Genomic DNA, 23,298 nt, shown 5'->3' on the forward strand with positions numbered 1-23,298 from the left:
CGAATCGGGCGGGAGTTTACCCGGTTCGCAGATCAAGGGTAAGCGGCTGTTCGCGCGACAAAGCCGCGACCGGCGGCGGCAATGGCCCCGGCGTGTGGCCCATGGCGAAGAACCGGGCCCGGCGCCTGGCCTCGGCCTCGTTGCCGTTGACCGGGAAGGTGTCGTAGCTGCGCCCGCCGGGATGGGCGACGTGATAGCTGCAGCCAGCCAGGGCGCGACCGTTCCAGCCATCGAACAGGTCGATACCGAGCGGCGTATGCACGCCGATGGAGGGATGCATCGCGCTGGGCGGCGCCCAGGCCTTGTAGCGCAGGCCGGCGACATATTCGCCCGGCACGCCGGTGCCGCGCAGGGGCAGCGCGCGGCCGTTCACCGCCAGCACATGGCGGCCATCGACCAGGCCCTTCACCTTCACCTGCAAGCGTTCGACGGAAGAATCGACGTAGCGCGCCGTGCCGCTGCCGGTCGCCTCCTCGCCCAGCACATGCCAGGGCTCGAGCGCATGGCGCAGCTCCACCTCGATGCCGCGCGCGGCGATTTCGCCGATCTTGGGAAAACGGAATTCGGCATGGGCGGCGAACCAGTCGGGGTCGAAGCCGAAGCCGCGATCCTTCAGGTCGTCCAGCACATCGTGGAAATCCTGCAGGCAGAAATGCGGCAGCAGGAATTCGTCATGCAGCCGCGTGCCCCAGCGGATCGGCTTACGCGTATAGGGCCGTTCCCAGAAGGCGGCCAGCAGGCCGCGCAGCAGCAGTTGCTGCGCCAGGCTCATCCGCGCATCGGGCGGCATCTCGAAGGCGCGCAGCTCGACCAGGCCAAGGCGGCCGGTTGGCCCGTCGGGCGAATAGAGCTTGTCGATGCAGAATTCGGTGCGATGCGTGTTGCCGGTGATGTCGACCAGCACGTTGCGGAAGATGCGATCCACCAGCCACAGCGGCGGATCTGGATTCTTTGCCACCTGTTCGAAGGCGATCTCCAGATTGACCAGCGCATCATCGCGGCCCTCGTCGACGCGCGGATGCTGCGAGGTCGGACCTATAAAGAGGCCGGAGAACAGATAGGACAGCGAGGGATGGTTCTGCCAGTAGCCGACCAGGCTGCGCAGCAGGTCGGGCCGGCGAAGGAACGGACTGTCGGGCGGCGTGGCCGCGCCCATCACCACATGGTTGCCGCCGCCGGTGCCGACATGACGGCCGTCGAGCATGAATTTCTCGGTGCCGAGCCGGGTCTGCCGCGCCTCCTCATACAGCGCGGTGGTGCGTTCAGCCAGCTCGCGCCAGTCGGCGGAAGGATGGATGTTCACCTCGATCACGCCGGGATCGGGCGTGACACTGAAATGCAGCAGGCGCGCATCGCGCGGCGGCAGGTAGCCTTCGATCACCACCTTGCGGCCCAGCATCGCCGCCGTGTCCTCGATGGCGGTGACCAGATCGAGATAATCCTCGGCCTGTTCCAGCGGCGGCATGAAGACATGCAGCAGGCCGCCGCGCGGCTCGATGCACATGGCGGTGCGCACCACGCCTGAATCGGATTGCTGGCTGGCCGGCAAGGGCGTCTGCTCGCGAGGAGCGGTCGCGTAATTCTGCCCGCGCGCCCAGGCCTGCATGCGCTCAGCGACGACGCGGTGCGCCTGGCGGAACTGCCCTTGCGGCGGCAGCGGCGGCTGATCCTGCATGGTATCGGGCACATGCTGGTAGGGATAATCCTGCGCCACCACCCAGGGCAGGGAATCCAGCGGCAGGCGCAGGCCCATCGGGGAATCGCCGGGCAGCAGATACATGGTCTGCGGCCGGAAAAACCACGGGCCGGAGCGCCAGCGTTTCGATCCGTTCAGCCCCTCGCGCTGCAGCGGCAGGGCGTAGCCGGCCACCTTGTCGAGACCCTGTTCAAAGATGCGCGCCAGCCGCGCGCGCTCTTCCGGGTCGGTCAGGTGCGACTGGAAGGGATCGACATTCACCGGCAGGCGGCGTTCGCGCCACAGGTAATACCACAGGTCCTCGTAACCCGGGATACGATAGCCGGGATCGAGTTGCAGGCGTTCGGCCAGCGTGGCAGCAAACAGATCGGCATCCTGCGGCGTCGCGCCATCACCGGCATCTTCATCGGCGGCGAGCAACGCGCGGTCGCGCCAGACCGGCTCGCCATCGCGGCGCCAGTGGCAGCTCAAGGCCCAGCGCGGCAATTGCTCGCCGGGATACCATTTGCCCTGGCCGTAATGCAGCAAGGGCGAGATCGCGAAACGATCCGCCAGGCGGCGCAGCAGGCGGCCGGCCAGCAGGCGCTTGTTGGGACCGAGCGCCGCGGTGTTCCATTCGTCGCCGTCCATGTCGTCGATGGACACGAAGGTCGGCTCGCCGCCCATGGTCAGCCGCACATCGCCGCCTTGCAGCCTCGCATCCACCGCATCGCCAAGATCGAGCATCTTCCGCCAGCTCTCGTCCGAGATCGGCTTGGTGACACGCGGCGTTTCGCGGAAGCGCGTCACCTTCATCTCATGGGAGAATTCCACCTCGGCTTTTTCCAGCCCGCCGCTGATCGGCGCGGCCGATTGCGGCTCGGGCGTGGCAGCCAGCGGGATATGCCCCTCGCCCGCCATCAGGCCAGAAGTGGGATCAAAGCCGATCCAGCCGGCGCCGGGCAGATAGACCTCGACCCAGGCATGCAGGTCGGTGAAATCGGCGACCGGCCCTTCCGGGCCATCAAGCGGCTTGATGTCGGCCACAAGCTGGATCAGGTAGCCCGAGACGAACCGCGCCGCGAAACCCAGATGGCGCAATGCCTGCACCAGCAGCCATGAGGTGTCGCGGCAGGACCCGCTTTTGAGCCTGAGCGTCTCTTCCGCGCCCTGCACGCCGGGCTCCATGCGGATCAGGTATTTGATCTCCTGGCTGAGCCGCTGGTTGAGCCCAACCAGGAAATCGATCGTGCGGGCGCGTTCGCGCGGCACGGCGGCAAGCCACTGGCTGAGCAACCGACCGGGCGGATCGACGCGCTGGAACGGCGCCAGCTCCTGCTCCAGTCCCGGGTCGTAGTCGAAGGGAAAATGCTCGGCATCGGGCTCAAGGAAAAAGTCGAAGGGATTGATCACCGCCATGTCGGCGACCAGATCGACCACCACCTCGAACCTGTCGGTTCGTTCCGGGAAGACCAGGCGGGCGAGGTAATTGCCCTGCGGGTCCTGCTGCCAGTTGTTGAAATGATCCTGCGGCTGGATTTTCAGCGCATAGCTGATGATCGGCGTGCGGCAATGCGGGGCCGGCCGCAATCGCACCGTCTGCGGCCCCAGCGCGATCAGCCTGTCGTAACGGTAGGTGGTACGGTGATGCAGCGCGACCTGGATGCTCATGCCACTCTCTCGGACAAGGACGATCTGATGCGATGCAATCGGTATGCCGGGCTGCTGTCCAGCCTAAAACGGCCATGCGGCAGGGAAGTTGCCCAAGGCCGGGCCGGAGCGGCGGATTTTTAGGCAGAGTTGGCCAGAAGCCGCCAGTCAGAAACCGGCGGCGGCACCATCGCTGCGCGGATCGGTGGCGCCTTCCAGCACGCCATCCGCATACTGCACGATGGCGCCGGCATGGCCCATGGTGCCGGTGAAGGGCCCCAGCAGTTCCACATCATGGCCGGCGGCTTTCAGCGCTGCCACCAGGGCCGGATCAAAACGGCTCTCCAGTTTCAGCGTCACGCTGTTTTCGCCCCAGGTCTTGCCCAGCAGCCAGCGCGGCGCGGTGATCGCCGCCTGCAGCCCCTGGCCAAACATGCCGTAGCGCGTGAAGACGGCCGACTGGGTCTGCGGCTGGCCCTCGCCGCCCATGGTGCCGTAGACCATGACGCGACCATCGGCAAACCGCGCCAGCGCCGGATTGAGCGTGTGAAAGGGCATGCGGCCGGGGACGAGCCTGCGCGGACCCGCCGGTTGTCCATCTTGGCCATCGAGCACGAAACTGGAGCCGCGATTCTGCCAGTTGATGCCGGTTTCCTCCAGCACGCAGCCGGAGCCGAATTCAAAATAGATCGACTGGATGAAACTGACCGCGACGCCATTGCCGTCGATGGCGCCCATCCAGGTGGTGTCGCCTGCGGAAGCCGGCTGCGGCCAGGGCAGAGCCTGTTTGCGGTCGATGCGGGCGGCCAGTTCATCCAATTTCGCCGGCTGCAGATAAAGCTCCGGCGCTTCGGGCATGCTGGCCGGATCGCCGACGATGCGGTCGCGCACGAGGAAGGCCTGCTTGGTGGCCTCCACCAGGCCGTGGATGTGATCGAAGCCTTCCGCCGCGCGCACACCCAGGCGGTCGAACAAGGCCAGGATCATCAGCGAGGCCAGCCCCTGCGTGGGCGGCGGGAAGTTGAAGAGCTTCGCCGACGCGATATCGACGCTGAGCGGCGCAACGCGGCGGGCCTGGTGGCGGGCGAGGTCCCCGGCTGATACCGGACTGCCGATGCGGGCCAGATCGGCCGCGATTTTCCTGGCCAGATCGCCGCGATAGAAATCCTCCGCGCCCTTCGCGCCGATGGCCTTCAGCGTGGCACCCAGCGCTGGCAGTTTCATCAGAGAACGCTCGGCCGGCGGTGCTCCAGCGGGCAGGAAACGCGCGGCGAAGCCGGGCACGTCTTTCAGTTCGGGCAGCTTGTCGCGGGTGAGGTCATGCTGGCTCTGCGTCACCGCGAAGCCGTTTTCGGCATGCCAGACGGCATCCTGCACCAGACGCGACAGCGGCAGGCTGCCGCCCAGCTCGGCGCTGAATTTCAGCGCCTCGCCCCAGCCGCTGACCGTGGCGGCCACGGTGTTGGCCGCCAGCGGGCCGCGCCAGGGGATGCTGCCCAGGCCGTTGGATTTATACAGCTCTGGCGTTGCCTTTGCTGCGGCACGGCCACAGGCCTCGATGGCGATCACGTCACGGCCGGGCACGGCGATCAGCCAGAAACCGTCGCCGCCGATGCCGGTCATATGCGGATAGACCACGGTGAGGCATGCGGCCATCGCCACGGTGGCCTCGATGGCGTTGCCGCCCTCGCGCAACACGGCAAGGCCGGCCTCGGCAGCCAGATGATGGGGAGCGGTGACCATGCCCCGGCGGGCGCGCGGTGTGTTCAGCATGGGCCCTGTTTACGGCATGGAGAGCTCTGATGCCACCGTTACCACCCAATGGCGCGGGGCAGCCAGGTGGCAATCGAAGGCGTGTAGAACAGGATCACCACGGCCAGAATCTGCAGCGCGATGAACGGCACCACGCCCTTGTAGATGTCCAGCGTGGTGACCTGCGGCGGCGCCACGCCGCGCAAGTAGAACAGCGCCCAGCCGAACGGCGGCGTGAGGAACGAAGTCTGCATGTTGAGCGCGATCAGGGTGGCGACCCAGACCAGGTCAATATTGGCGGCCTGCAGGATCGGCAGGAACAGCGGCACGACGATGTAGCTGATCTCGATCCACTCGATGAAGAACCCGAGGATGAAGATCAGGATCATCATGAACCACAGCACGCCGTCGATGCCGCCGGGCACCAGCCTGAAGAAGTCATGCACCAACTGCTCGCCCTGCAGGCCACGGAAGGCCAGCGCGAAGACCTGGGCGCAGATCAGGATGAACATCATCGAGGCGGTGATCCGCCCGGTGGCGTGAACGGCTTCCTTCAGCATGCCCCAGTTCAACCGGCCGGCGATGGCGGCAACGACAATGGAGCCCAGCGCGCCCATCGAGGCCGCTTCGGTCGGTGCGGCGATGCCGCCGATGATCGACCCCAGCACGGCCAGCACCAGGGCGATGGGTGGCAGGCCGACCTTGAAGGTCTTGCGCAGCAAGTCCTGCCGGCTCATGGCGAAGCGTTCTTCCTGCGGGATCGGCGGCACCTTGTCGGGCCGGACCATGCCCATGACGATCAGGTAGAGGCAGAGGATGCCGGCCAGCAGCAGGCCGGGCATCAGCGCGGCCGCGAACAGGGTGCCGACCGACTGGCCAAGGATATCGGCCAGCAGGATGATCAGCGTGCTGGGCGGGATGATCTGGCCCAGCGTGCCCGAAGCGCAGATGGTGCCGCAGGCGATGCCTTTGTCGTAGCCACGCCGCAGCAAAGTGGGCAGCGTGAGCAGGCCGAGCGTGACGATGGTGGCGCCGACGATGCCGGTGGTGGCGCCCATCAGCACGCCGACCAGCACGATGCCGATGCCCATGCCGCCGCGCAGTCCGCCGGAGAGATGCCCGATCACCTCCATCAGTTCATCGGCGATGCGGGATTTCTCCAGCATCATGCCCATGAAGACGAATAGCGGGATGGCGATCAGCGTGTAATTGGCGGTGACGCCGTAGATGCGGGCCGGCAGCAGGTTGAACAGCAACGAGCCGAAGCCGAGCCAGCCGAAGAAAAAGCCGCTGATGGCGAGCGTGAGCGCAACCGGGATACCGAGCGCGAGCAGGACAAAGAAGGAGGCGATGCAGGACAGCGCCAGGATTTCATTCAGCGGCATGTTCAAGCGGGCGATCGGGTTGGGATTCGGGCGAAGCGGGGCCGCCGAAGACGGGAATCAGGGCGCGCAGGGTGGCGGCCAGACTCTGGATGAGCAGCAGCAGGAAGCCGAGCGGGATCATCGCTTTCAGCAGGAAGCGGTAGGGCAGTCCGCCGGGATCGGGAGACGTCTCGCCGATCGCGTAGGACTGCATCACATAGCCCAGGCTGAGCTTGATGATGATGGCCGCGAAGGCGACGGCGACGAGGCAGGACACGACCTCAAGGCCCTGTTTCAGGCACGGCGGAAAACGGCCATAGAGGATGTCCACCCGCACATGGCCCTCATGCTTGATCGCATAGGCCATGCAGAGCAGCGAAACCGGCGCCATCAGATGCCATTCCAGCTCCTGCATCGCTACCGATCCGGTATGGAACAGGTATCGCAGCAGGACATTGAAGGCCATGACGAGGACCAGCGCGAAGCCGGTCCAGGATGCGAGGCGTCCCGCCTGCTCGACTACGAGATCAAGCAGGCGGGCGCCGGACTCCAGACGCGCTGTAATCATGAAAAGTGGCGATCAGGCCTTGGTCATCTGGCCGCGAATCTGGGTCTGGTAGACAGACTCAGAGATGCCGGCCCATTTGTCGTGGTTGGCCTTGAAGGCCATGAAGGCATCGTGGACTTTCCTGATCGACGAGTCCTTGGCGGCGCCGTCGTTCAGCACGGCCTCGGTCACCTCTTTCAGCTTGGCGACGATCTGGGGCGGCAGCGGCTGCGCCGTGACGCCCTGGTTCTTCACCAGATCGTCGAGCGCCTCGGCATTGGTCGCCTCGCACCAGGTGTGGCTGATCGTGTTGCAGGCGGCGGCGGCGGCACGCACGATCTCCTGCAGATCGCTGGGGAGCGAGGCCCAGGCCTTTTTGTTGACGATCAGCTCGGTGACGTTGGAGGGCTCGTGCCAGCCGGTGGTGTAGTAGAATTTCGCCGCCTTATGCAGGCCGAGGCGACGGTCCTGATAGGGACCAACGAATTCGGCGGCATCGATCACGCCGCGTTCCAGTGCGGGGAAGATTTCGCCGCCGGGCAGCAACTTCACGTCGACGCCAAGCTGGGCATAGACCTTGCCGGCCAGACCAGGGATACGCATCTTCAGGCCCTTGTAATCCTCAACGCCGGTGATCGGCTTGCGATACCAGCCGGTCATCTGCACGCCGGTATTGCCCATCGCCATCGGCACCAGGTCAAACGGCGCATACAGCTCTTCCCATAGCTTCTGGCCGCCGCCGTGATAGAGCCATGCGGTCATGCCCTGGAAATTCAGCCCGAACGGCACGGTGGTGAAATACTGGGCGGCAGGCACCTTGCCGGCCCAGAAATAGCTGTTGGCGGCATTCATCTCGACGATGCCTTTCGACACCGCATCAAAGCCTTCCAGCGCCGGAATCAGTTCGCCGGCGGCGAAATGCTGGATCACCAGCCGGCCGCCCGACATCTTCTTCACCATCTCGCAGAAGTCAGTCGGACTGCCCGGGCCGGCGACGTAGAAAGGCGAGCCGGGGCCATAGGCGTTGGTCATTTTCCACTGGAAGCTCTTGCCCTGCGCGGTGGCGATATTCGGTTTGGCGAAGGTGGCGGCCGCGGCGGCGCCGCCGAGCAGGCCGGCTTTCACGAAGGAACGGCGTTTCATGGCATGCCTCTTTTCTTGCTGCGTTTTGAGTCCGGGGAAGACCTATTCGTGTATGCAATCGATATGCCATGGTCGCGCGCCGCTGCCTGAATTGGTACGGCGTTGTTTTTGTGCCGCCTTCAGGAAATCGGCGAACCAATTCGCCCTGCCGCGAAGACGCGGCAGGCGGGGCATGCTGAATATCGCGGCAGTCACACGCATGAAGACTGCTGATTTCTGCGGCAGAAATTCCGGTCAGTCGTGACGGCGCGACATGTAGACGACCGGCAGGTCTTCACGGCCTGCCGGCATCACCCCACGGCTTTCGGCGCGATAACCAAGCCGCTCATACAATGGCACGGCATTGATGTTGGCGCGCACATAGAGATGCGGATAGCCGGCCTGCGCCGCCGCCGCTTCCGCCGCCCGCACCAGCGCGCTGGCCAGTCCACGCCGCGCCCAGCCGGGATGCACGAAGACCTTGCGGATGCGCGCGGTCTGCGGCCGCTCGGGGAATTCCAGCCAGCCGGCGGTGGCGACCAGGCCCTCATGCGGATGGCGCGCCAGGATCAGATGCGAACGCGCCAGATCCTCGGCATAGTCATTGGCCACGATCAGCGCCTCATGGGCGGCGATCTGCGCCGGCGTGTGGTGTCCGGCCGCCAATGCCCGAAAAGCCAGTGCATGCAGCATGCGCACGGCATCGGCGTCTCCGGGCTGATACGGCGTTAGGCAGATATTGTCTGGCAGTCGCACGCTGTGGGGCATCCCAACAGGGTAGGAATCCGTAGACGGAGTGGTCAAGCCGCCGCGAAGCTGCCGCATTTCTTTGTCTGGATCGCCGCATGAAACATGCGCCATCCAGGTCTGTATTGGGCTTACCCGCGCTGGCCGTACTGATCCTGCTGGCGGCCTGCGGCGGCCGGATCGGGCAGGACGAGATCCTGCTGCCATCCCGGGCCGCCCAGGCCGAGGACTGGAGCCGCTTCCTGCCCGCGCTCTACCCCGGTTTAAGCGCCTGCCTGGCCACGCCTCCGGCCCAGCCCGCCTATGCCACCGAGGTGACGCCGCAGAATCGCGGCATGCTGCTGGTGCGCATGACCGGCACCAATGGCGCGCACTATGAATGCAGCGTCGGCACAGGCGGCAATCCGGCGCCGCAGCTCACCCCGACCGATGCCCAGCCGCCGCGCGGCCCGCTTTTCACGCCGGCCACCATGGCCGAGCCCTTCCTGCGCTGCGGCACGCCGGATCCGGTGCTGACCCGCACAGGCAAACTGCTCGGCTGGCTGACCTATCTGAAAGCCGATTGCCCGCCGGCCGAGGCGCCGGCAGTGCAGGAAAGCTGGCGCGCGGCCGGCAACGAACCGTTCTGGAGCCTGCAGATCCGCCCCGACGGCCTCCTGTTCGACCGGCTGGGCGAATTGCCGCTTGCCTATCCGGCCCAGGCGCCGGTACAGGACGGCAACCAGCGGCGCTGGGTGGTCGATGCCACCGATGGCGAGGCCCGCGACCGGCTGGAGATCGTCATCAGTGACGGCCCCTGCGGCGACAGCATGGCCGACCGGCGCTATGATTACCGCGCCGAGGTGATCTTCCACGGTCAGTCGCTGCGCGGTTGCGCCGAAAAGGACGTGCCGATCCCGCGCTAGGGCTTTCAGGCTTGACGGAGGGCGACGGATGCCGAAGGTGTCGGGCATGAGATCAATCCTCACCGCCGCCCAGATCGAGGCCCGCCTGCTGTATCGCGACGGGCTGATGCTGGTGCTCGACAAGCCGGCCGGCCTGCCCGTGCATGCCGGCCCGGGCGGCGGCGACAATCTGGAACGTTATTTCACCTTCCTGCGTTTCGGCCTGCCACGCCCGCCGGCCCTGGCGCACCGGCTGGACCGCGACACATCAGGTTGCCTCGTGCTGGGCCGGCACCCCAAGGCTTTGCGCAAGCTGGGCAAGCTGTTCCAGGAAGGCAAGATCGAGAAGGTATACTGGGCGGTGACGCGCGGCCGGCCGGACCACGCCGAAGGCCGCGTGGATGCACCGCTGAAGAAACTCACCACGCGCAATGGCGGCTGGCACATGGCGATCGCCGAGGACGGCCAGCATGCCGTGACCGATTACCGCGTGCTGGGCGGCAACGGCGAGATGAGCTGGATCGAGTGCCGGCCGCGCACCGGCCGCACGCACCAGATCCGCGTACATCTGGCATCCCTGGGCTGCCCGATCCTGGGCGATACGCAATACGGCGAGGCATCGGGCCAGCCGCTGCACCTGCACAGCCGCGGCATCACCCTGCCGCTGTATCCCTCGCGCGCGCCGGTCAGCATCAGCGCGCCACCGCCGGTCCACATGCTGACCGCGCTGACCGCCTGCGGCTATTCAGCCCCTGAGCACGAGCCGCAGGGCAAAACCGACACCGGCAACGGCCAGCACGCCGCCGGCCCATAAGGCGGCAAACCACAGCAGCCGGCGCCATAGCGGAGAAGCCGGTTCTTCAGTGATACGGCCCTCAATGGTAGTGCGCATGGCGATCGACCTTGCCGCGGAAGACCCAGTAGGCATAACCAGTATAGGCCAGGATGATCGGCAGCAGCACCACGGCGCCGACCAGCAGGAAACCCAGCGAGGCATCGGGTGCCGCCGCGTCCCAGATGGTGATGGACGGCGGCACCATCAGTGGCCAGAAGCTGATGCCCAGTCCGATATACGACAGCACGAACAGCGCCAGCGCGGCAAGGAACGGTTGCGCCGGGCGTTTGTAGTCATGCAGGCCACGCCACAGAATGCCCGCCATGAGCAGCACCAGCAGCGGCATTGGCGCGGTGAGCGCGATATTGGGCCAGGCAAACCAGCGGCCGAGGAATTGCGGATCGAGCAGCGGCGTCCACAGGCTGACCAGACCGATCAGCACGACCAATAAAACACTTAAGCGCCGCGCCAGCAGATAGCCGCGGTCCTGGATGCCGCCTTCGGTCTTGATGATCAGCCAGCAGGCGCCCAGCAGAGCATAGCCCACCACCAGCGCCACGCCGGTGAGGATGCTGAAGGGCGTGAGCCAGTCCCACCAGCCGCCGGCATAGGCGCGATCCGCCACGCGGATGCCCTGGATCAGGCCGCCCAGCGCGATGCCCTGCATCAGGGTCGCGGCCAGCGAACCGAGCGCGAAGCTCCAGTCCCACACGCCCTTCCAGCGCCGCGTGCGCCAGCGGAATTCAAAGGCCACGCCACGGAAGATCAGGCCGAGCAGCATGATGGTGATCGGGGCATAGAGCGCGGGCAGCACGATGGCATAGGCCAGCGGAAACGCCGCCAGCAGGCCGCCGCCACCGAGGATCAGCCAGGTTTCGTTGCCGTCCCACACCGGCGCCACCGTGTTCATCAGCGTGTCGCGCTCCTTTTCCTGCTTGAACAGCGGGAACAGGATGCCGATGCCGAGGTCGAAGCCATCCAGGATCACATAAGCCAGCACAGCGAAGGCGATCAATCCGGCCCAGATGAGAGGAAGATCGAGGGTCATGACGGCTTCCTCCTATTCGGCCGGACGGTCAAGCTGCTGCGGCAGCAGGCCGGCGACGGGGGTGATGCCGGCGGCGCGCAGCGGTTCATGCGTCTCCGGTTCGTCGCCGCCCGGCGTCTTGCCCATCAGGCGCAGCAGGTAGAACACGCCGGCTCCGAAGACGGCGAAATACACCACGATGAAGGCGAGCAGCGAGGCCGTCACACCAGGCAGGCCAATCGGCGAGACGGAGTCAGCGGTGCGCAGCAGGCCATAGATGGTGAAGGGCTGGCGCCCGACTTCCGTGGTGACCCAGCCGGCCAGCACGGCGATAAAACCGCTTGGACCCATCAGGATCGCGGCGCGATGCAGCCAGGCATTGCTGTAGATCCGGCCGCCGAGGCGCATGACGAGGCTGACAAACCCCAGCGCCGCCATCAGCAGGCCGAGCCCGACCATGACGCGGAAGCTCCAGAACACGGTGGCGGCCGGCGGCCAGTTTTCGCGCGGAAAATCCTTCAGGCCCTTCAGTTCGCCATCCCAGTCATGGGTCAGGATCAGGCTGCCAAGCTTCGGGATCTCGATGGCGTATTTCGTCTCGGCGGCGTCGTTATCGGGCAGTCCGAACAGGATCAGCGGCGCGCCGCGATGGGTATCGTAATGCCCTTCCATCGCCGCAATCTTGGCCGGCTGGTGTTCCAGCGTGTTGAGGCCGTGCAGGTCGCCGGCGAAAACCTGGATCGGCGCCACGATGGCCGCCATCCACATCGCCATCGAGAACATCACCCGCGCCGGCGCATTACTGCGGTCCTTCAGCAGGTGCCAGGCGCCGACCGCGCCGACCACAAGGGCGGTGGTGAGATAGGCCGCCAGCACCATATGCACCAGGCGATAGGGAAAGGACGGATTGAAGATTACGGCCCACCAATCCTCCGGCACGAACTGGCCGTTCGGCGCGATGGCATAGCCGGCCGGCGTCTGCATCCAGCTGTTCACCGCCAGGATCCAGAAGGCCGAAAAGAATGTGCCGGCCGCCACCATCAGGGTGGCGAAGGCATGCAGGCCCTTGCCGACGCGCTGCATGCCGAACAGCATCACACCGAGAAAACCGGCTTCGAGGAAAAAGGCCGACAATACCTCATAGCCCATGAGCGGCCCGATGATCGGCCCGGCCCGGTCGGAAAACACCGACCAGTTGGTGCCGAACTGATAGCTCATCACCAGGCCGGACACGACACCCATGCCGAAGGTGACGGCGAAGATCTTCAGCCAGAAACGGAAGACCTGCATGTAAACCTCGCGTTTGGTCGCGAGCCACAGGACTTCCAGAACGGCGAGATAGCTGGCCAGCCCGATGGTGAAGGCTGGAAAGATGATATGGAACGATACCGTGAAGGCGAATTGCAGCCGGGCGAGGAAAACGGGATCGAGCAACGCTTGCATCAGGGGCCTCCGGTCGGGATAACAACGCGGAACATGGCAAAGCGTTCGATCAGGCTAACGCCATTTGCCGGATGTGGAAACAAATGCCGTGCGCATGCCGATGGTCAATTGCAGGACTCCGCGCGAATTGCCGCACTGCGGCATGGGGTCGCGCGACGATAGTGCCGGATATTGCAGATCGGCCCTGCAGCAATTGCAGGGATCATGGCGGCAAATGCCTGTATGATGCCATTCTCCTGTTCCTGTCCGCAGCCCTTCCCCACCAATGCTGATTCCGCTGATCGTTGCCTGCGCGCTGTTCATGGAGAACCTGGATTCCAGCGTGCTGGCCACCGCCCTGCCCAGCATCGCGGAATCCCTGGGCGAAAGCCCGCTCAAGCTCAACCTCGCCATCACCTCCTACCTGTTCAGCCTGGCCGTGTTCATCCCGGTCAGCGGCTGGGTGGCCGACCGCTTCGGGGCACGCACGGTGTTCCGCGCCGCCATCGCCGTCTTCACCATCGGCTCCCTGCTCTGCGGCCTGGCCGATTCCTTCTGGACCCTGGTGGGCGCGCGCGTATTGCAGGGGCTGGGCGGCGCCATGATGGTGCCGGTGGGCCGGCTGGTCATGCTGCGCTCGATTCCGAAATCCGAACTGGTCCGCGCCATCGCCTGGCTCACCGTGCCGGCGCTGGTGGGGCCGGTGATCGGACCGCCGCTGGGCGGTTTCCTCACCACCTATCTGTCCTGGCGCTGGATCTTCTGGATCAACCTGCCGATCGGCCTGCTGGGGATGGCGCTGGTGACGTTCTATATCCCCAATGTGCGGGAAGAGAATGTGCCGCCGCTGGACTGGCGCGGCTTCCTGCTCTCGGCGCTCGGGCTCTGCGGCCTGGTCTTCGGTTTCGAGACCATCGGCCGCGGCCTGCTGCCCGATGCGGTGGTGGCCGGCCTGCTGATCATGGGCAGTCTTGGCATCGGCCTCTATATCCGCCATGCGCGGCGCCACCCCCATCCGGTGCTGGATCTGAAGCTGCTGCGCGTGCCGACCTTCCGCTATGGCGTACTGGGCGGCTTTTTATTCCGTATCGGCGTCGGCGCCCTGCCCTTCCTGCTGCCGCTGATGCTGCAACTCGGCTTCGGCCTCACGGCATTCGAATCCGGCATGCTCACCTTCGTCTCGGCCGCTGGCGCATTGACCATGAAAATGGCGGCCGGACCAATCCTGCGCCGGCTGGGCTTTCGCAACGTGCTGATCGGCAATGCGATCCTGAGCGGCGCCTTCATCGCCATCTGCGGCCTGTTCCGGCCCGACACGCCGCATCTGCTGATCCTCGGCCTGCTGCTGTTTGGTGGTTTCTTCCGCTCGCTGCAATTCACCAGCATCAACACGCTGGCGGTATCCGACATCGAGACTGCGCGCATGAGCCGCGCCACCAGCTTCACCAGCATGATGCAGCAACTCTCGCTGTCGGCCGGCGTGGCGGTCGGCGCCATGGTGCTGCACGCCACCGTCACCTGGGGCGGCGGACCGGAGCGGATCGGTCCCGCCGATTTCACGCCTGCCTTCCTCACGGTTGGCCTGACCGCCATGCTCTCGGCCATTATTTTCCTGCGCCTGCCGGCCGATGCCGGCGCCGAAGTGAGCGGCCATCGCCTGTTCGCGCCGACCCAGCGCCTGAGCCAGGGCACGCCACCACCCAGCGACCATCCCACCGAGAAGCCATGACCGTATTCGATATCGCATGGCTGGCCGTCCTGGCCCGCGGCCTCGCCACCGCCGGTTTCGTCGGCGGCGTGATCGCGCTGATGGAACGCAGCTCGCCCTTCATCGGCGGCATCGTGCTGGCTTTGCCCATCGTCACCGCGCCGGCCTATTTGTTTCTGCTGCTGCAGCATGATGCCGGCTTCATCGCCACCGCCGCCCAGGGCAGCCTGGCCACCATCGGCGCGGTGCTGCTGTTCATCGCCGTCGTGATCGGACTGGCGCGGCATCTGCCGATGCCGGCCGTGCTGGCCTGCGCGCTGGGCACATGGTTCATGGTCGGGCTGGCAATCCGCCTACTGCCCGCCAGCATCTTCATCTCGCTCGGCATCCTGGCCGTTGCCGCGCTGATCGCCTGGCTGGTAGGCCGCACTGCATCGCTGACCGCGCCGGCCGCGCGCAGCCGTTCACCGCTGTTCGAGATCGTGCTGCGCGGCGCCATGGCGGGCGTATTGGTGATCGGCGTCAGCCTGCTGGCCGAACTGTTCGGGCCGCGCATCGCCGGCATCTTCGCTTCCTTCCCGGTGGCATTGCTGGCGGTCTGCTGGTTCCTGCCGCGCCGGCTGGATGCCACAGGCATCCGTGCCGCCATGCGCGCGACCCAGATCGGCATGGTCAGCCATATCCCCTTCTTTTTCAGTCTGACGTTGTTGGGCCCGGTACTCGCGGCAGAGGACTGGCCGCGCTTCACTGCCTTCGGACTGGGGATTGCCGGTTCGCTGCTGGTGGCGCTGACCCTCGGCCTGCTGCGCCGGCGGCAGATGAAACGGGTTAACGCGGCCTGAGGGCTTTCTGGCCCTTTTTGCCGGCCCGGCCGCGTGCTACATGGCGCCATCCCTGAAAATAAGCATCCGTCGCCATGACCATCCGCCTGAACCCGATCTTCGCCGACGCGCCCACCACGATCTTCGAGACCATGTCGCGGCTGGCGCTGCAGCATGACGCGATCAACCTGGGCCAGGGCTTCCCCGACGATCCGGGCCCAGAGGATGTGCGCGCCAAGGCCGCGCAGGCCGTGGTATCGGGCTGGAACCAGTACCCGCCGATGATGGGCATCCCGGAGCTGCGTCAGGCGGTGGCCGCGCATTACAAACGCTTCCACACGCTGGAGCTCGACTGGCAGAGCGAGGTAATGATCACCTCGGGCGCCACGGAAGCCCTGGCCGACAGCCTGCTGGCCCTGCTGGAGCCGGGCGACGAGGTCGTGCTGTTCCAGCCGATGTACGATGCCTATCTGCCGCTGGTACAGCGCGCCGGCGGCGTCGCGAAATTCGTCACCCTGCGCCCGCCGCACTGGCGGCTGGACGAGGCCGCGCTGGCCGCCGCCTTCTCGCCGAAGACCAAGGCGGTGGTGTTCAACAACCCGCTCAATCCCACCGCCACGGTCTTTCCGCGCGAGGACCTGGAGCTGCTCGGCCGCTTCCTGGTGAAATACGACGCCATCGCAATCTGCGACGAGGTCTGGGAACATGTGCTGTTCGACGGCCTGACGCATACGCCATTGATGACGGTGCCCGGCCTGCGCGAACGCTGCATCAAGATCGGTTCGGCCGGCAAGATCTTTTCGCTGACCGGCTGGAAAGTCGGTTTCGTCTGCGCCGCGCCGCAGATCATGAAGGTGCTGGCCAAGGCGCATCAGTATGTCACCTTCACCACGCCGCCCAACCTGCAAACCGCCGTGGCCTATGGCCTGGGCAAGACGGATGAGTATTTCGCCGGCATGCGCCAGACCCTGCAGACGGCGCGCGACCGCTTTGCGTCAGGTTTGACGGAAGCCGGCCTCACCGTGCTGCCCAGCAAGGCGACCTATTTCCTCAATGTCGACCTCGCGCCGATCTATGCCGCGCGCGGCAGTAACGCCATCGACGATGCCGATTTCTGCACCCGCATGGTGGAGCAGGCGAAGGTGGCCGCCATCCCGGTCAGCGCCTTCTATGCCGAGGACCACGTGCGCAGCGTGGTGCGTTTCTGCTTCGCCAAGACCTACGACAAGCTGGACGGCGCGGTAGAGCGGATCGCCACATTCATCAGGAAGGGCTGACGCCCAATCGAGAAGCCGTCATGCCCGGCCTTGAGCCGGGCATCCACGACTTTCCAAAACGTGGATGGGCCGGGACAAGCCAGGCCATGACGATGCGGCTGCTAGGCAGCACGCTTTACACTGGCGATAGTCTTCAGCGTGGCCGTGCAGGCCAATGCCACTTCGCGGCCTTTCACCACGAAATGATCGGCGAAGAAACGCCGGTGTTCCTCATGCTCGTGAAAGCGCAGCGGCGTGAGCACGCAGCTCAGGACCGGCACGCCGGTTTCGAGTTGCACCTGCATCAGGCCCTTGATCACGGCATCGGCCACGAAATCATGGCGATAGATGCCGCCGTCGACCACGAAACCGGCCGCCACGATGGCGTGATAACGCCCGCTCTGTGCCAGCAATTTGGCCTGCAGCGGGATCTCGAAGGCGCCGGGCAGCTCGAAACGGTCGATGCTGCCCTGCCTCAGGCCGGCCCGGCCCATTTCGGCCAGGAAACTCTCCCAGGCTTTATCGACGATGTCGCGGTGCCAGCAGGATTGCACAAAGGCGACCCTGATGGCCTGGCTGCCGCCGGCATCGAGACGGAACGATGAGGGGGTGTGTTCTGCTTGGCTCTGATTCATGATGGCGTCCTTTCCTCTGCCATTGCCAGAATCAGGGCGCACGGCGACAGAGGCGCGGCCGTCTGCGCGGCGCAAAGCCGCACAGCCGTCCGACACGGACTGCGCACCGTTCTCTTCCATCCGGACTGTAACCGTCGGCTTCGGAATTGCACCGAATCTGCTGACCCCGGCCACCGCATGAAAGCGGCCGGGCGCTCGCGGGCTTGCATCCGAGGATGCTTACCGCCGGTGGGGACTTTCACCCCGCCCTGAGAACGTGACCGCCCGGCTCATCCGGACGGTCATATCCTCAATAAGGCGGGACGGGCCCCGCGGCAAGACTGTCGTAACGTCAGCGTGCCGCCTTGATCAGTTCGCGCGGCGCATCGACACCGCGGATGCGACCTCGCAGATATTGCGGGGCGACATGCACCTGCCCACCCAGCGCATCGGCGGCCTGCCATGCCCAGTAGGGATTGTTGAGCAGGCCGCGCGCCATGGCCACCAGGTCGGCGCGGCCTTCGGCGACGATGGCCTCGGCCTGGTCGGGTTCGGTGATCAGGCCAACCGCCATGGCGACCATGCCGGTGGCCTGCTTCACCGCTTCGGCAAAATGCACCTGATAGCCCGGCCCGGTCTTGATCTTCTGCTGCAGCGACACGCCACCGGAAGAGACATCGACGAAATCGCAGCCCCGTTCCTTCAGGGCCGCTGCGAAACGCACCGCGTCCGCGATCTCCAGCCCTTCGCCCGGCAGCCAGTCGCTGCCGGTGATGCGCATGCCGAGCGGCTTATACGCCGGCCAGGCGGCGCGCACCGCCTCGAACACCTCAAGCGGGAACCGCATGCGATTGTCGAGGCTGCCGCCGTAAGAGTCATTGCGCCGGTTGGAAACTGGCGAGACGAACTGATGCAGCAGATAGCCATGGGCGCCATGCAGCTCGATCAGGTCGACGCCGGCTCGGTCGGCGCGCTGCGTGGCTTCAACGAATTCGCGCTTCACCCGCGCCAGGCCTTCCTCGTCCAGCGCCTGCGGCACATGCCAGCCCTCGCCATGGGGCAGCGCGCTGGGCGCCACGGTCTGCCAGGCCAGCGCGCCCTGCAGCGACTGGCCGCCACGCCAGGGCAGGTCGGTGGAGGCCTTGCGGCCGGCATGGGCGAGCTGGATGCCGAAAGGCGCCGGGCCGAACTGCTTGAGGTCGGCAGCGATTTCGCCGAAGGCTGTTTCCTGCACGGCGTTGTACAGGCCGAGGCAGCCCGGGCTAATGCGTCCTTGGGCGCTGACATGAGTGGCCTCGGCGATGATCAGGCCGAGACCCGCCGTGGCATAGCGGCCGAGATGAATGCGGTGCCAGTTGTTAGGCAGGCCGTCGATGGCGGAATACTGGCACATTGGCGACAGCACGATGCGGTTGGGCAGCGTGACGGACCGGAGGGAGAGCGGTTCGAACAGGGCGGACATGGTTTACCGGGAGCTGGTGAGGAAAGACCTCCCAGAGTGTGGCGCAGCGCGCCGCAAATTCAAGCGCGTCGCTTCCGGCGTACCAATTTCAGGATTGGTCGCGCCAAGTATAATTGAAGCTGATGGAAATGCGCTCTTGCCGGGTAAAGCTGGGCGGCACCTCGTGGCGCAGCCAGCTTTCGAACAGCACCAGATGCCCGGCTTTCGGCTTCATGCTGTAATGCAGTTTTTCGCGTGGGCCGAGGTCTTCGCGCTTCGGCGGAGCCGCCATCAGACGGTCGAGCCGCGGGTCCTCGAACTTGATCGCCGCCGCGCCGCGCGGCGTCTGCACATAATATGTCCCGCTGATGAAGCTTAAGGGGTGCAGGTGCAGGCCATGGGTGACCGGCCCTGCCATCATATTGACCCAGCAGTCGGTCATCTCCAGCCGCCGGCCGCGCATGTCGTAGCCCAGCGCCCTGGCATAGGCCCTCACATGCGGGGCGATGGCCTTTTCCAGCGCAGCGAAGCCCGAGGAAATGCAATGCAGCTTGTCGTGGCTGCCATAGGACGTGTAGCCGCCGGGATAATTCTTCGCGCTCCAGGCCTGGCCGGCGGCATCGGCCAGGCGCAGGGCGTCGCATTCGTCGATCAGGTCGCGGTTGAAGCGCTCAAGGCCCCCTTTTTTCAGCGGGGCCGAGTAGATGCGGGTGGGAAACAGGCTGATCAGGGTCATGGCAGTGGTTTTTTTGTCATCCCGGGCGCTGCGCAGCGCGAAGCGGTGCGCTGCAGACCCGGGATCTCCATCCGGTTGGCAAAAATGGGACCCTGGCTCTTCGCTACGCTACGGCCGGGGCGACGATGGAGCAAGACTTCAGAACATCTCGAAATACTCGCGGTGCTCCCACTCGCTGACCTCGAGCTGGTAGCGCGCGATTTCGGCTTCCTTGATATGCAGGAAGTAATCGACGAAGCGGTCGCCGAAGCCGTTACGGTAACAGGCGCTGTCCCGCAGGGCCGCCAGAGCCGCGTCCAGCGAGCGTGGCAATAACGGCGCCGGCGTCTCATAGGGCGTATCGGCCGAAGCCGGCGGCGCGGCCTGGCGGGCCATGCCGTCCATGCCGGCCAGCAGTTGCGAAGCCATATAGAGATACGGATTGGCGGCGGGTTCGCCCAGCCGGTTCTCGATGCGGCTGGCCGGATCGCCCAGCGCGCCGAGCACGCGGCACATCACGCCGCGATTGTCGCGGCCCCAGATGGCGCGGTCGGGCGCCAGCGAATAAGGACGATAACGGCGATAGGCGTTGATGGTGGGCGCGGCAAAGGCGGCCGAAGCCGGGGCATGCTCGAGCAGGCCGGCCAGGAAATACCGGCCAAGAGCCGAGAGCGGTTCGCCGGCTTCCGTCGGGATGAAGGCATTGACGCCGGTTTTGCGGCTTTTCAGCGACTGGTGCAGATGCCAACCCGAGGAAAATACATTGGGCAGTTTCGGCCGACACATGAAGGTGACGTGATAGCCATGCCGGCGCGCGATCTGCTTGGCGGCAGAGCGGAACAGCACCATGGTATCAGGCGATTCCATGTTGGTGCCGGGCCGGAAGGTGAATTCGGCCTGACTCGGCCCGAATTCGACTTCCAGCGAGCGCAGCGGCAGGCCGAGCGCCTGGATGTCCTTGCGCAGGATTTCGTAGATCGTGTCGTACTGGTCGTAGCGCTGCTCGGTGAGATACTGATAACCTTGCGTCAGCAGGCTCACCTCGGGCGGGTTGCCTGGCTGGCCGGCATCGGCTGGCTTCAGTTTCGGGTCTTCTAGCTTGAAGACATGGAACTCGACCTCGAGGCCGGCGACGTAATCGTAGCCCTGCGCGTTCAGCTTGCTCAGCGTGTCGCGATAGAGCTGCCGGGTCGAGAATGGCACCGGACGGCCATCGGCGAAATACAGATCGCAGAGCAGCCAGCCGGTATGCGGCGCCCAGGGCAGGATCTTGAAGGTGGTCGGGTCGGGCACCATCAGGATGTCGGCGGCGCCCTGCATTTCCGGCAGGCCGAAACCGCCGCCCTGGGTAAAGACCGGAAACACCGTGCGATGCGCGGTGTCCTTCGCCAGCAGGGTGGTGGTGAAGCCGACGCCGGCGCGCATCGCGCCGGCCAGTTCCTCGGCCACCACGGTCTTGCCGCGCAGGATGCCGTGCTGGTCGGCAAAGGAGAAGCGCACCACGCCCAGGCCGCGGCCGGCCACCTCGCGCTCGACGGTTTCGGCCGCCTTCCGCTGTTCCGGCGTCCACAGGCCGTGCTGCTCGACAAAACTCACGCTGAAGCCCCCCGGCCTGGAAATGCCCTGCTATTTATTCCGCAGCCTGTGCCAGCCAGGGCGCCTGGCGGCGCTTGCGGGCATCGGCCTCGCGCCAGTATGCCTGCCACTGCGCCGTCGGGGCAATACCATCCACCGTGATCGGCCCGCGCACGCTTTTGGCGCTTTCGGCATCCAGCACCATCAGCGGCTTTTCATTGCCGGCCTCGACCTGGTCGATCGCCTTCATCAACATCGAGCGGTAGTTGATGATGGCCTTGTCGGTGCTGCCCAGATGCTCGCGGCTGCGATCCTGGATCGGCCCCTGGCTTTCCACCGCCCACTGGTCGTGCACGTTGATATCGAAACCCATGCCGGTATAGGTCTGGGTTTTCTGCTCCTCGGCATTGAAGCCGTAATTGTTGCCCTTGTTCTGGCGCGGGATGTAATCCGGCAGAGTATAGAGCTCCAGCCGCTGTGCGCGCATCTGCGCCTTGTCGACCGGCCCGGCGAAGCTGGTGAAGATCGCATACCAGTAGCAGTTGATGTCGTCGATCGGCACATGCCACTGGGTGATCGTCATCTCGGCCGAGAGCGGGATGTTAAAGGCTTGCGGAAAAACCAGGTTGGTGACGCGCACATGAGTGCTCTGGTCGCTGATCTGGCGCAGGGCGAACAGCCGCATGCCATAATCCGTACGCTCCACCTCGATCTGCGGCCGCTCGAATTCGCGCAGCACGCGGGTCATCGGAATGTCGGAATCGGCCGAATTGGCGCGGAATTGCCGGCCGTAATTGGCGTTCGGGTCCTCGTCCTCGAAGAAACGGTGCAAAAACGAGGCGTGGGCCGGGTCGATGCCGACCTCCAGCGCCTGCAGCCAGTTGCAGGCGATATGGCCCTTGAAGGCGAAGACATGGCTGTCGGGCGCGACGAAGCAGTCGAAATCGGGGAAGGCCGGCGGCGCCCCTTCTCCCAGATAGGCGAACAGGATGCCGCTGCGCAAAACCACCGGATAGCTTTTCTGTTTGATGCGCTGGCACAGTCGGCTGTTCTCCGGCTCAGCCGGCGTTTCCAGGCACTGCCCCTTCACATCGAACAACCAGCCATGAAAGGGACAACGCAGGCCGCCATTCTCAGGCCGACCAAAGGCCAGGTCGGCGCCGCGATGCGGGCAGTCGCGGTCGAGCAGGCCGTAGCGGCCCTGCTCGTCGCGGAACAGCACGAAATCCTGGCCCAGCAGCTTCACGGCGCGCACCGGACGGGCCGGCTCCAGTTCCTCGATCAGGGCGACCGGCTGCCAGTACTGGCGCAGCAGCTTGCCGGCCGGCTTGTCCGGACCCACCAGAGTCATACGCATATTCTGCTCGTGCGTGGTCATCGCGCCCTCCCACAGGCGGGTATTTTGTCCGACTAGCGAACATATGTGCGATTTTACCCTTGCCGCCAACCGCAGGCAAGGCCATAAAGACCACACCATGACCCGTCTCCGCGCCAGCGATGCCGAAAAACGCCAGCAAAGCGGCTTCGGCCCCGATTTCCTCGAGGCGCTGGCTCGGGGCCTGAGCGTGCTGGCCGTGTTCGATGCCCAGCAGCGCCAGATGACGCTGAGCGATGTCGCCCGCGCCGTCGACCTGCCGCGCGCCACCGTGCGCCGCGCGCTCTACACGCTGGAGCAGCTCGGCTATCTGGACAGCGACGGCAGGCTGTTCCGCCTTACCCCGCGGGTGCTGCGGCTGGCTTCGGCCTATCTTGGATCTGCCGGGAACGCGGCAGCGTTGCAGGCGGCCTGCGACCGGCTCTGCGTCGCCACAGACGAAGCCTGTTCGGCCGCCGTGCTGGATGGCGAGATGGCGGTGATGGTGGCGCATGCCTCGCCGCCCCGGTTCGCCTCTTCCGCGCCGGGCATCGGTTTCCGCGTGCCGGCCTTCTGTTCGGCCCTGGGCCGTGTGCTGCTGGCGGCCAGCGGCGCAGAGCCGGCCGGTATCCGCGCCCTGACGCCGAAGACCGTGACAAAGAAAGCTGATCTGCAGGCCATCATCGCCAAGACGGGACGCGAGGGGTATGCCCTGGCCGACCAGGAAGCCGAGCTGGGTTTCCGTTCGCTCGCCGTGCCGGTCTGCCGTTTCGACGGCCGCGTGGTGGC

At 65.6% G+C, this 23,298-nt stretch carries 19 protein-coding genes and 1 riboswitch; of the genes, 6 read left to right on the plus strand and 13 right to left on the minus strand.

From position 1 onward, the window contains the following. Positions 1–16: 16 nt before the first annotated feature. The 6 genes from Q1J79_RS00670 to Q1J79_RS00695 all read right to left on the minus strand — a co-directional run bounded on the left by Q1J79_RS00670 (position 17) and on the right by Q1J79_RS00695 (position 8,866). Positions 17–3,346 (minus strand): DUF2126 domain-containing protein, encoded by a 3,330-nt coding sequence (locus tag Q1J79_RS00670; protein WP_300295262.1) that lies wholly within the window; start codon positions 3,344–3,346, stop codon positions 17–19. Positions 3,347–3,493: 147 nt separating this feature from the next. Continuing rightward, entirely contained in the window at positions 3,494–5,098 is a 1,605-nt protein-coding gene (locus tag Q1J79_RS00675) for a gamma-glutamyltransferase family protein (protein WP_300295263.1), read from the minus strand. Between the two features lie 38 nt (positions 5,099–5,136). Further along, positions 5,137–6,462 carry a TRAP transporter large permease subunit gene (locus Q1J79_RS00680; RefSeq protein ID WP_300295295.1) on the minus strand — a complete coding sequence of 442 codons (1,326 nt, stop codon included), beginning with the start codon at positions 6,460–6,462 and terminating at the stop codon, positions 5,137–5,139. Then, positions 6,449–7,009: a TRAP transporter small permease subunit gene (locus Q1J79_RS00685; protein ID WP_300295265.1), complete on the minus strand. Its 561-nt coding sequence runs from the start codon at positions 7,007–7,009 to the stop codon at positions 6,449–6,451. Before Q1J79_RS00685 ends, Q1J79_RS00680 begins: the two co-directional genes overlap by 14 nt. A gap of 12 nt (positions 7,010–7,021) precedes the next feature. Continuing rightward, on the minus strand, positions 7,022–8,131 hold the full coding sequence (locus Q1J79_RS00690) for a TRAP transporter substrate-binding protein (protein ID WP_300295266.1): 1,110 nt from the start codon (positions 8,129–8,131) through the stop codon (positions 7,022–7,024). Positions 8,132–8,365: 234 nt separating this feature from the next. Beyond that, complete coding sequence (locus tag Q1J79_RS00695) at positions 8,366–8,866, minus strand: GNAT family N-acetyltransferase (RefSeq protein ID WP_300295267.1); 501 nt, start codon at positions 8,864–8,866, stop codon at positions 8,366–8,368. An 89-nt stretch (positions 8,867–8,955) separates the two neighbouring features. On the opposite strand from Q1J79_RS00695, the gene Q1J79_RS00700 reads away from it, so the two are divergent. Both Q1J79_RS00700 and Q1J79_RS00705 read left to right on the plus strand, forming a co-directional pair. After that, positions 8,956–9,762 carry a hypothetical protein gene (locus Q1J79_RS00700; protein WP_300295268.1) on the plus strand — a complete coding sequence of 269 codons (807 nt, stop codon included), beginning with the start codon at positions 8,956–8,958 and terminating at the stop codon, positions 9,760–9,762. 46 nt (positions 9,763–9,808) lie between these two features. Further along, on the plus strand, positions 9,809–10,555 hold the full coding sequence (locus Q1J79_RS00705) for an RluA family pseudouridine synthase (RefSeq protein WP_300295270.1): 747 nt from the start codon (positions 9,809–9,811) through the stop codon (positions 10,553–10,555). Positions 10,556–10,616: 61 nt separating this feature from the next. Here Q1J79_RS00705 and cydB read toward each other — a convergent pair whose 3' ends face one another. Together cydB and Q1J79_RS00715 are read right to left on the minus strand one after the other, a co-directional pair. Next, entirely contained in the window at positions 10,617–11,624 is a 1,008-nt protein-coding gene (cydB, locus tag Q1J79_RS00710; protein WP_300295272.1) for a cytochrome d ubiquinol oxidase subunit II, read from the minus strand. Between the two features lie 12 nt (positions 11,625–11,636). Continuing rightward, positions 11,637–13,046, minus strand: a complete 1,410-nt coding sequence (locus Q1J79_RS00715; protein ID WP_300295274.1) for a cytochrome ubiquinol oxidase subunit I — start codon at positions 13,044–13,046, stop codon at positions 11,637–11,639. Between the two features lie 265 nt (positions 13,047–13,311). Between Q1J79_RS00715 and Q1J79_RS00720 the strand changes: the two genes are divergently transcribed. From Q1J79_RS00720 to Q1J79_RS00730, 3 genes are all read left to right on the plus strand, one after another. Beyond that, positions 13,312–14,754 carry a DHA2 family efflux MFS transporter permease subunit gene (locus Q1J79_RS00720; protein ID WP_300295275.1) on the plus strand — a complete coding sequence of 481 codons (1,443 nt, stop codon included), beginning with the start codon at positions 13,312–13,314 and terminating at the stop codon, positions 14,752–14,754. Continuing rightward, on the plus strand, positions 14,751–15,575 hold the full coding sequence (locus tag Q1J79_RS00725) for a hypothetical protein (RefSeq protein ID WP_300295277.1): 825 nt from the start codon (positions 14,751–14,753) through the stop codon (positions 15,573–15,575). The genes Q1J79_RS00720 and Q1J79_RS00725 overlap by 4 nt, the downstream gene beginning before the upstream one ends. A 74-nt stretch (positions 15,576–15,649) precedes the next feature. Continuing rightward, complete coding sequence (locus Q1J79_RS00730) at positions 15,650–16,831, plus strand: aminotransferase (RefSeq protein ID WP_300295279.1); 1,182 nt, start codon at positions 15,650–15,652, stop codon at positions 16,829–16,831. Positions 16,832–16,932: 101 nt separating this feature from the next. On the opposite strand, the gene Q1J79_RS00735 is transcribed toward Q1J79_RS00730, so the two are convergent. The 5 genes from Q1J79_RS00735 to Q1J79_RS00755 form a co-directional block, all read right to left on the minus strand. Next, complete coding sequence (locus tag Q1J79_RS00735) at positions 16,933–17,445, minus strand: 6,7-dimethyl-8-ribityllumazine synthase (RefSeq protein WP_300295281.1); 513 nt, start codon at positions 17,443–17,445, stop codon at positions 16,933–16,935. Between the two features lie 104 nt (positions 17,446–17,549). Next, positions 17,550–17,705: riboswitch (FMN riboswitch) on the minus strand. A 71-nt stretch (positions 17,706–17,776) separates the two neighbouring features. Continuing rightward, positions 17,777–18,886 carry an NADH:flavin oxidoreductase/NADH oxidase gene (locus Q1J79_RS00740; RefSeq protein WP_300295283.1) on the minus strand — a complete coding sequence of 370 codons (1,110 nt, stop codon included), beginning with the start codon at positions 18,884–18,886 and terminating at the stop codon, positions 17,777–17,779. Positions 18,887–18,974: 88 nt separating this feature from the next. After that, positions 18,975–19,601, minus strand: a complete 627-nt coding sequence (locus tag Q1J79_RS00745) for a TIGR02466 family protein (protein WP_300295284.1) — start codon at positions 19,599–19,601, stop codon at positions 18,975–18,977. A 138-nt stretch (positions 19,602–19,739) separates the two neighbouring features. Further along, complete coding sequence (locus Q1J79_RS00750; RefSeq protein ID WP_300295286.1) at positions 19,740–21,176, minus strand: glutamine synthetase family protein; 1,437 nt, start codon at positions 21,174–21,176, stop codon at positions 19,740–19,742. 34 nt (positions 21,177–21,210) lie between these two features. After that, the gene (locus Q1J79_RS00755; RefSeq protein ID WP_300295288.1) at positions 21,211–22,533 is read right to left on the minus strand and encodes an aromatic ring-hydroxylating dioxygenase subunit alpha; all 1,323 of its coding nucleotides are present in this window, start codon (positions 22,531–22,533) and stop codon (positions 21,211–21,213) included. A 97-nt stretch (positions 22,534–22,630) separates the two neighbouring features. On the opposite strand from Q1J79_RS00755, the gene Q1J79_RS00760 reads away from it, so the two are divergent. Beyond that, positions 22,631–23,298, plus strand: a 668-nt coding sequence (locus Q1J79_RS00760) for a helix-turn-helix domain-containing protein (protein WP_300295290.1), incomplete at its 3' end; no start/stop codon positions are given.

Source organism: Ferrovibrio sp. (assembly GCF_029255545.1).
Taxonomy (GTDB): domain Bacteria; phylum Pseudomonadota; class Alphaproteobacteria; order Ferrovibrionales; family Ferrovibrionaceae; genus Ferrovibrio.

What these genes read in the sequence shown, in the direction of transcription:
- Q1J79_RS00670 (WP_300295262.1), bottom strand. Translation starts at nt 3,346, where the DNA reads ATGAGCATCCAGGTCGCGCTGCATCACCGTACCACCTACCGTTACGAC.
- Q1J79_RS00675 (WP_300295263.1), bottom strand. Translation starts at nt 5,098, where the DNA reads ATGCTGAACACACCGCGCGCCCGCCGGGGCATGGTCACCGCTCCCCAT.
- Q1J79_RS00680 (WP_300295295.1), bottom strand. Translation starts at nt 6,462, where the DNA reads ATGCCGCTGAATGAAATCCTGGCGCTGTCCTGCATCGCCTCCTTCTTT.
- Q1J79_RS00685 (WP_300295265.1), bottom strand. Translation starts at nt 7,009, where the DNA reads ATGATTACAGCGCGTCTGGAGTCCGGCGCCCGCCTGCTTGATCTCGTA.
- Q1J79_RS00690 (WP_300295266.1), bottom strand. Translation starts at nt 8,131, where the DNA reads ATGAAACGCCGTTCCTTCGTGAAAGCCGGCCTGCTCGGCGGCGCCGCC.
- Q1J79_RS00700 (WP_300295268.1), top strand. Translation starts at nt 8,956, where the DNA reads ATGAAACATGCGCCATCCAGGTCTGTATTGGGCTTACCCGCGCTGGCC.
- Q1J79_RS00705 (WP_300295270.1), top strand. Translation starts at nt 9,809, where the DNA reads ATGAGATCAATCCTCACCGCCGCCCAGATCGAGGCCCGCCTGCTGTAT.
- cydB (WP_300295272.1), bottom strand. Translation starts at nt 11,624, where the DNA reads ATGACCCTCGATCTTCCTCTCATCTGGGCCGGATTGATCGCCTTCGCT.
- Q1J79_RS00715 (WP_300295274.1), bottom strand. Translation starts at nt 13,046, where the DNA reads ATGCAAGCGTTGCTCGATCCCGTTTTCCTCGCCCGGCTGCAATTCGCC.
- Q1J79_RS00720 (WP_300295275.1), top strand. Translation starts at nt 13,312, where the DNA reads ATGCTGATTCCGCTGATCGTTGCCTGCGCGCTGTTCATGGAGAACCTG.
- Q1J79_RS00725 (WP_300295277.1), top strand. Translation starts at nt 14,751, where the DNA reads ATGACCGTATTCGATATCGCATGGCTGGCCGTCCTGGCCCGCGGCCTC.
- Q1J79_RS00730 (WP_300295279.1), top strand. Translation starts at nt 15,650, where the DNA reads ATGACCATCCGCCTGAACCCGATCTTCGCCGACGCGCCCACCACGATC.
- Q1J79_RS00735 (WP_300295281.1), bottom strand. Translation starts at nt 17,445, where the DNA reads ATGAATCAGAGCCAAGCAGAACACACCCCCTCATCGTTCCGTCTCGAT.
- Q1J79_RS00740 (WP_300295283.1), bottom strand. Translation starts at nt 18,886, where the DNA reads ATGTCCGCCCTGTTCGAACCGCTCTCCCTCCGGTCCGTCACGCTGCCC.
- Q1J79_RS00745 (WP_300295284.1), bottom strand. Translation starts at nt 19,601, where the DNA reads ATGACCCTGATCAGCCTGTTTCCCACCCGCATCTACTCGGCCCCGCTG.
- Q1J79_RS00755 (WP_300295288.1), bottom strand. Translation starts at nt 22,533, where the DNA reads ATGACCACGCACGAGCAGAATATGCGTATGACTCTGGTGGGTCCGGAC.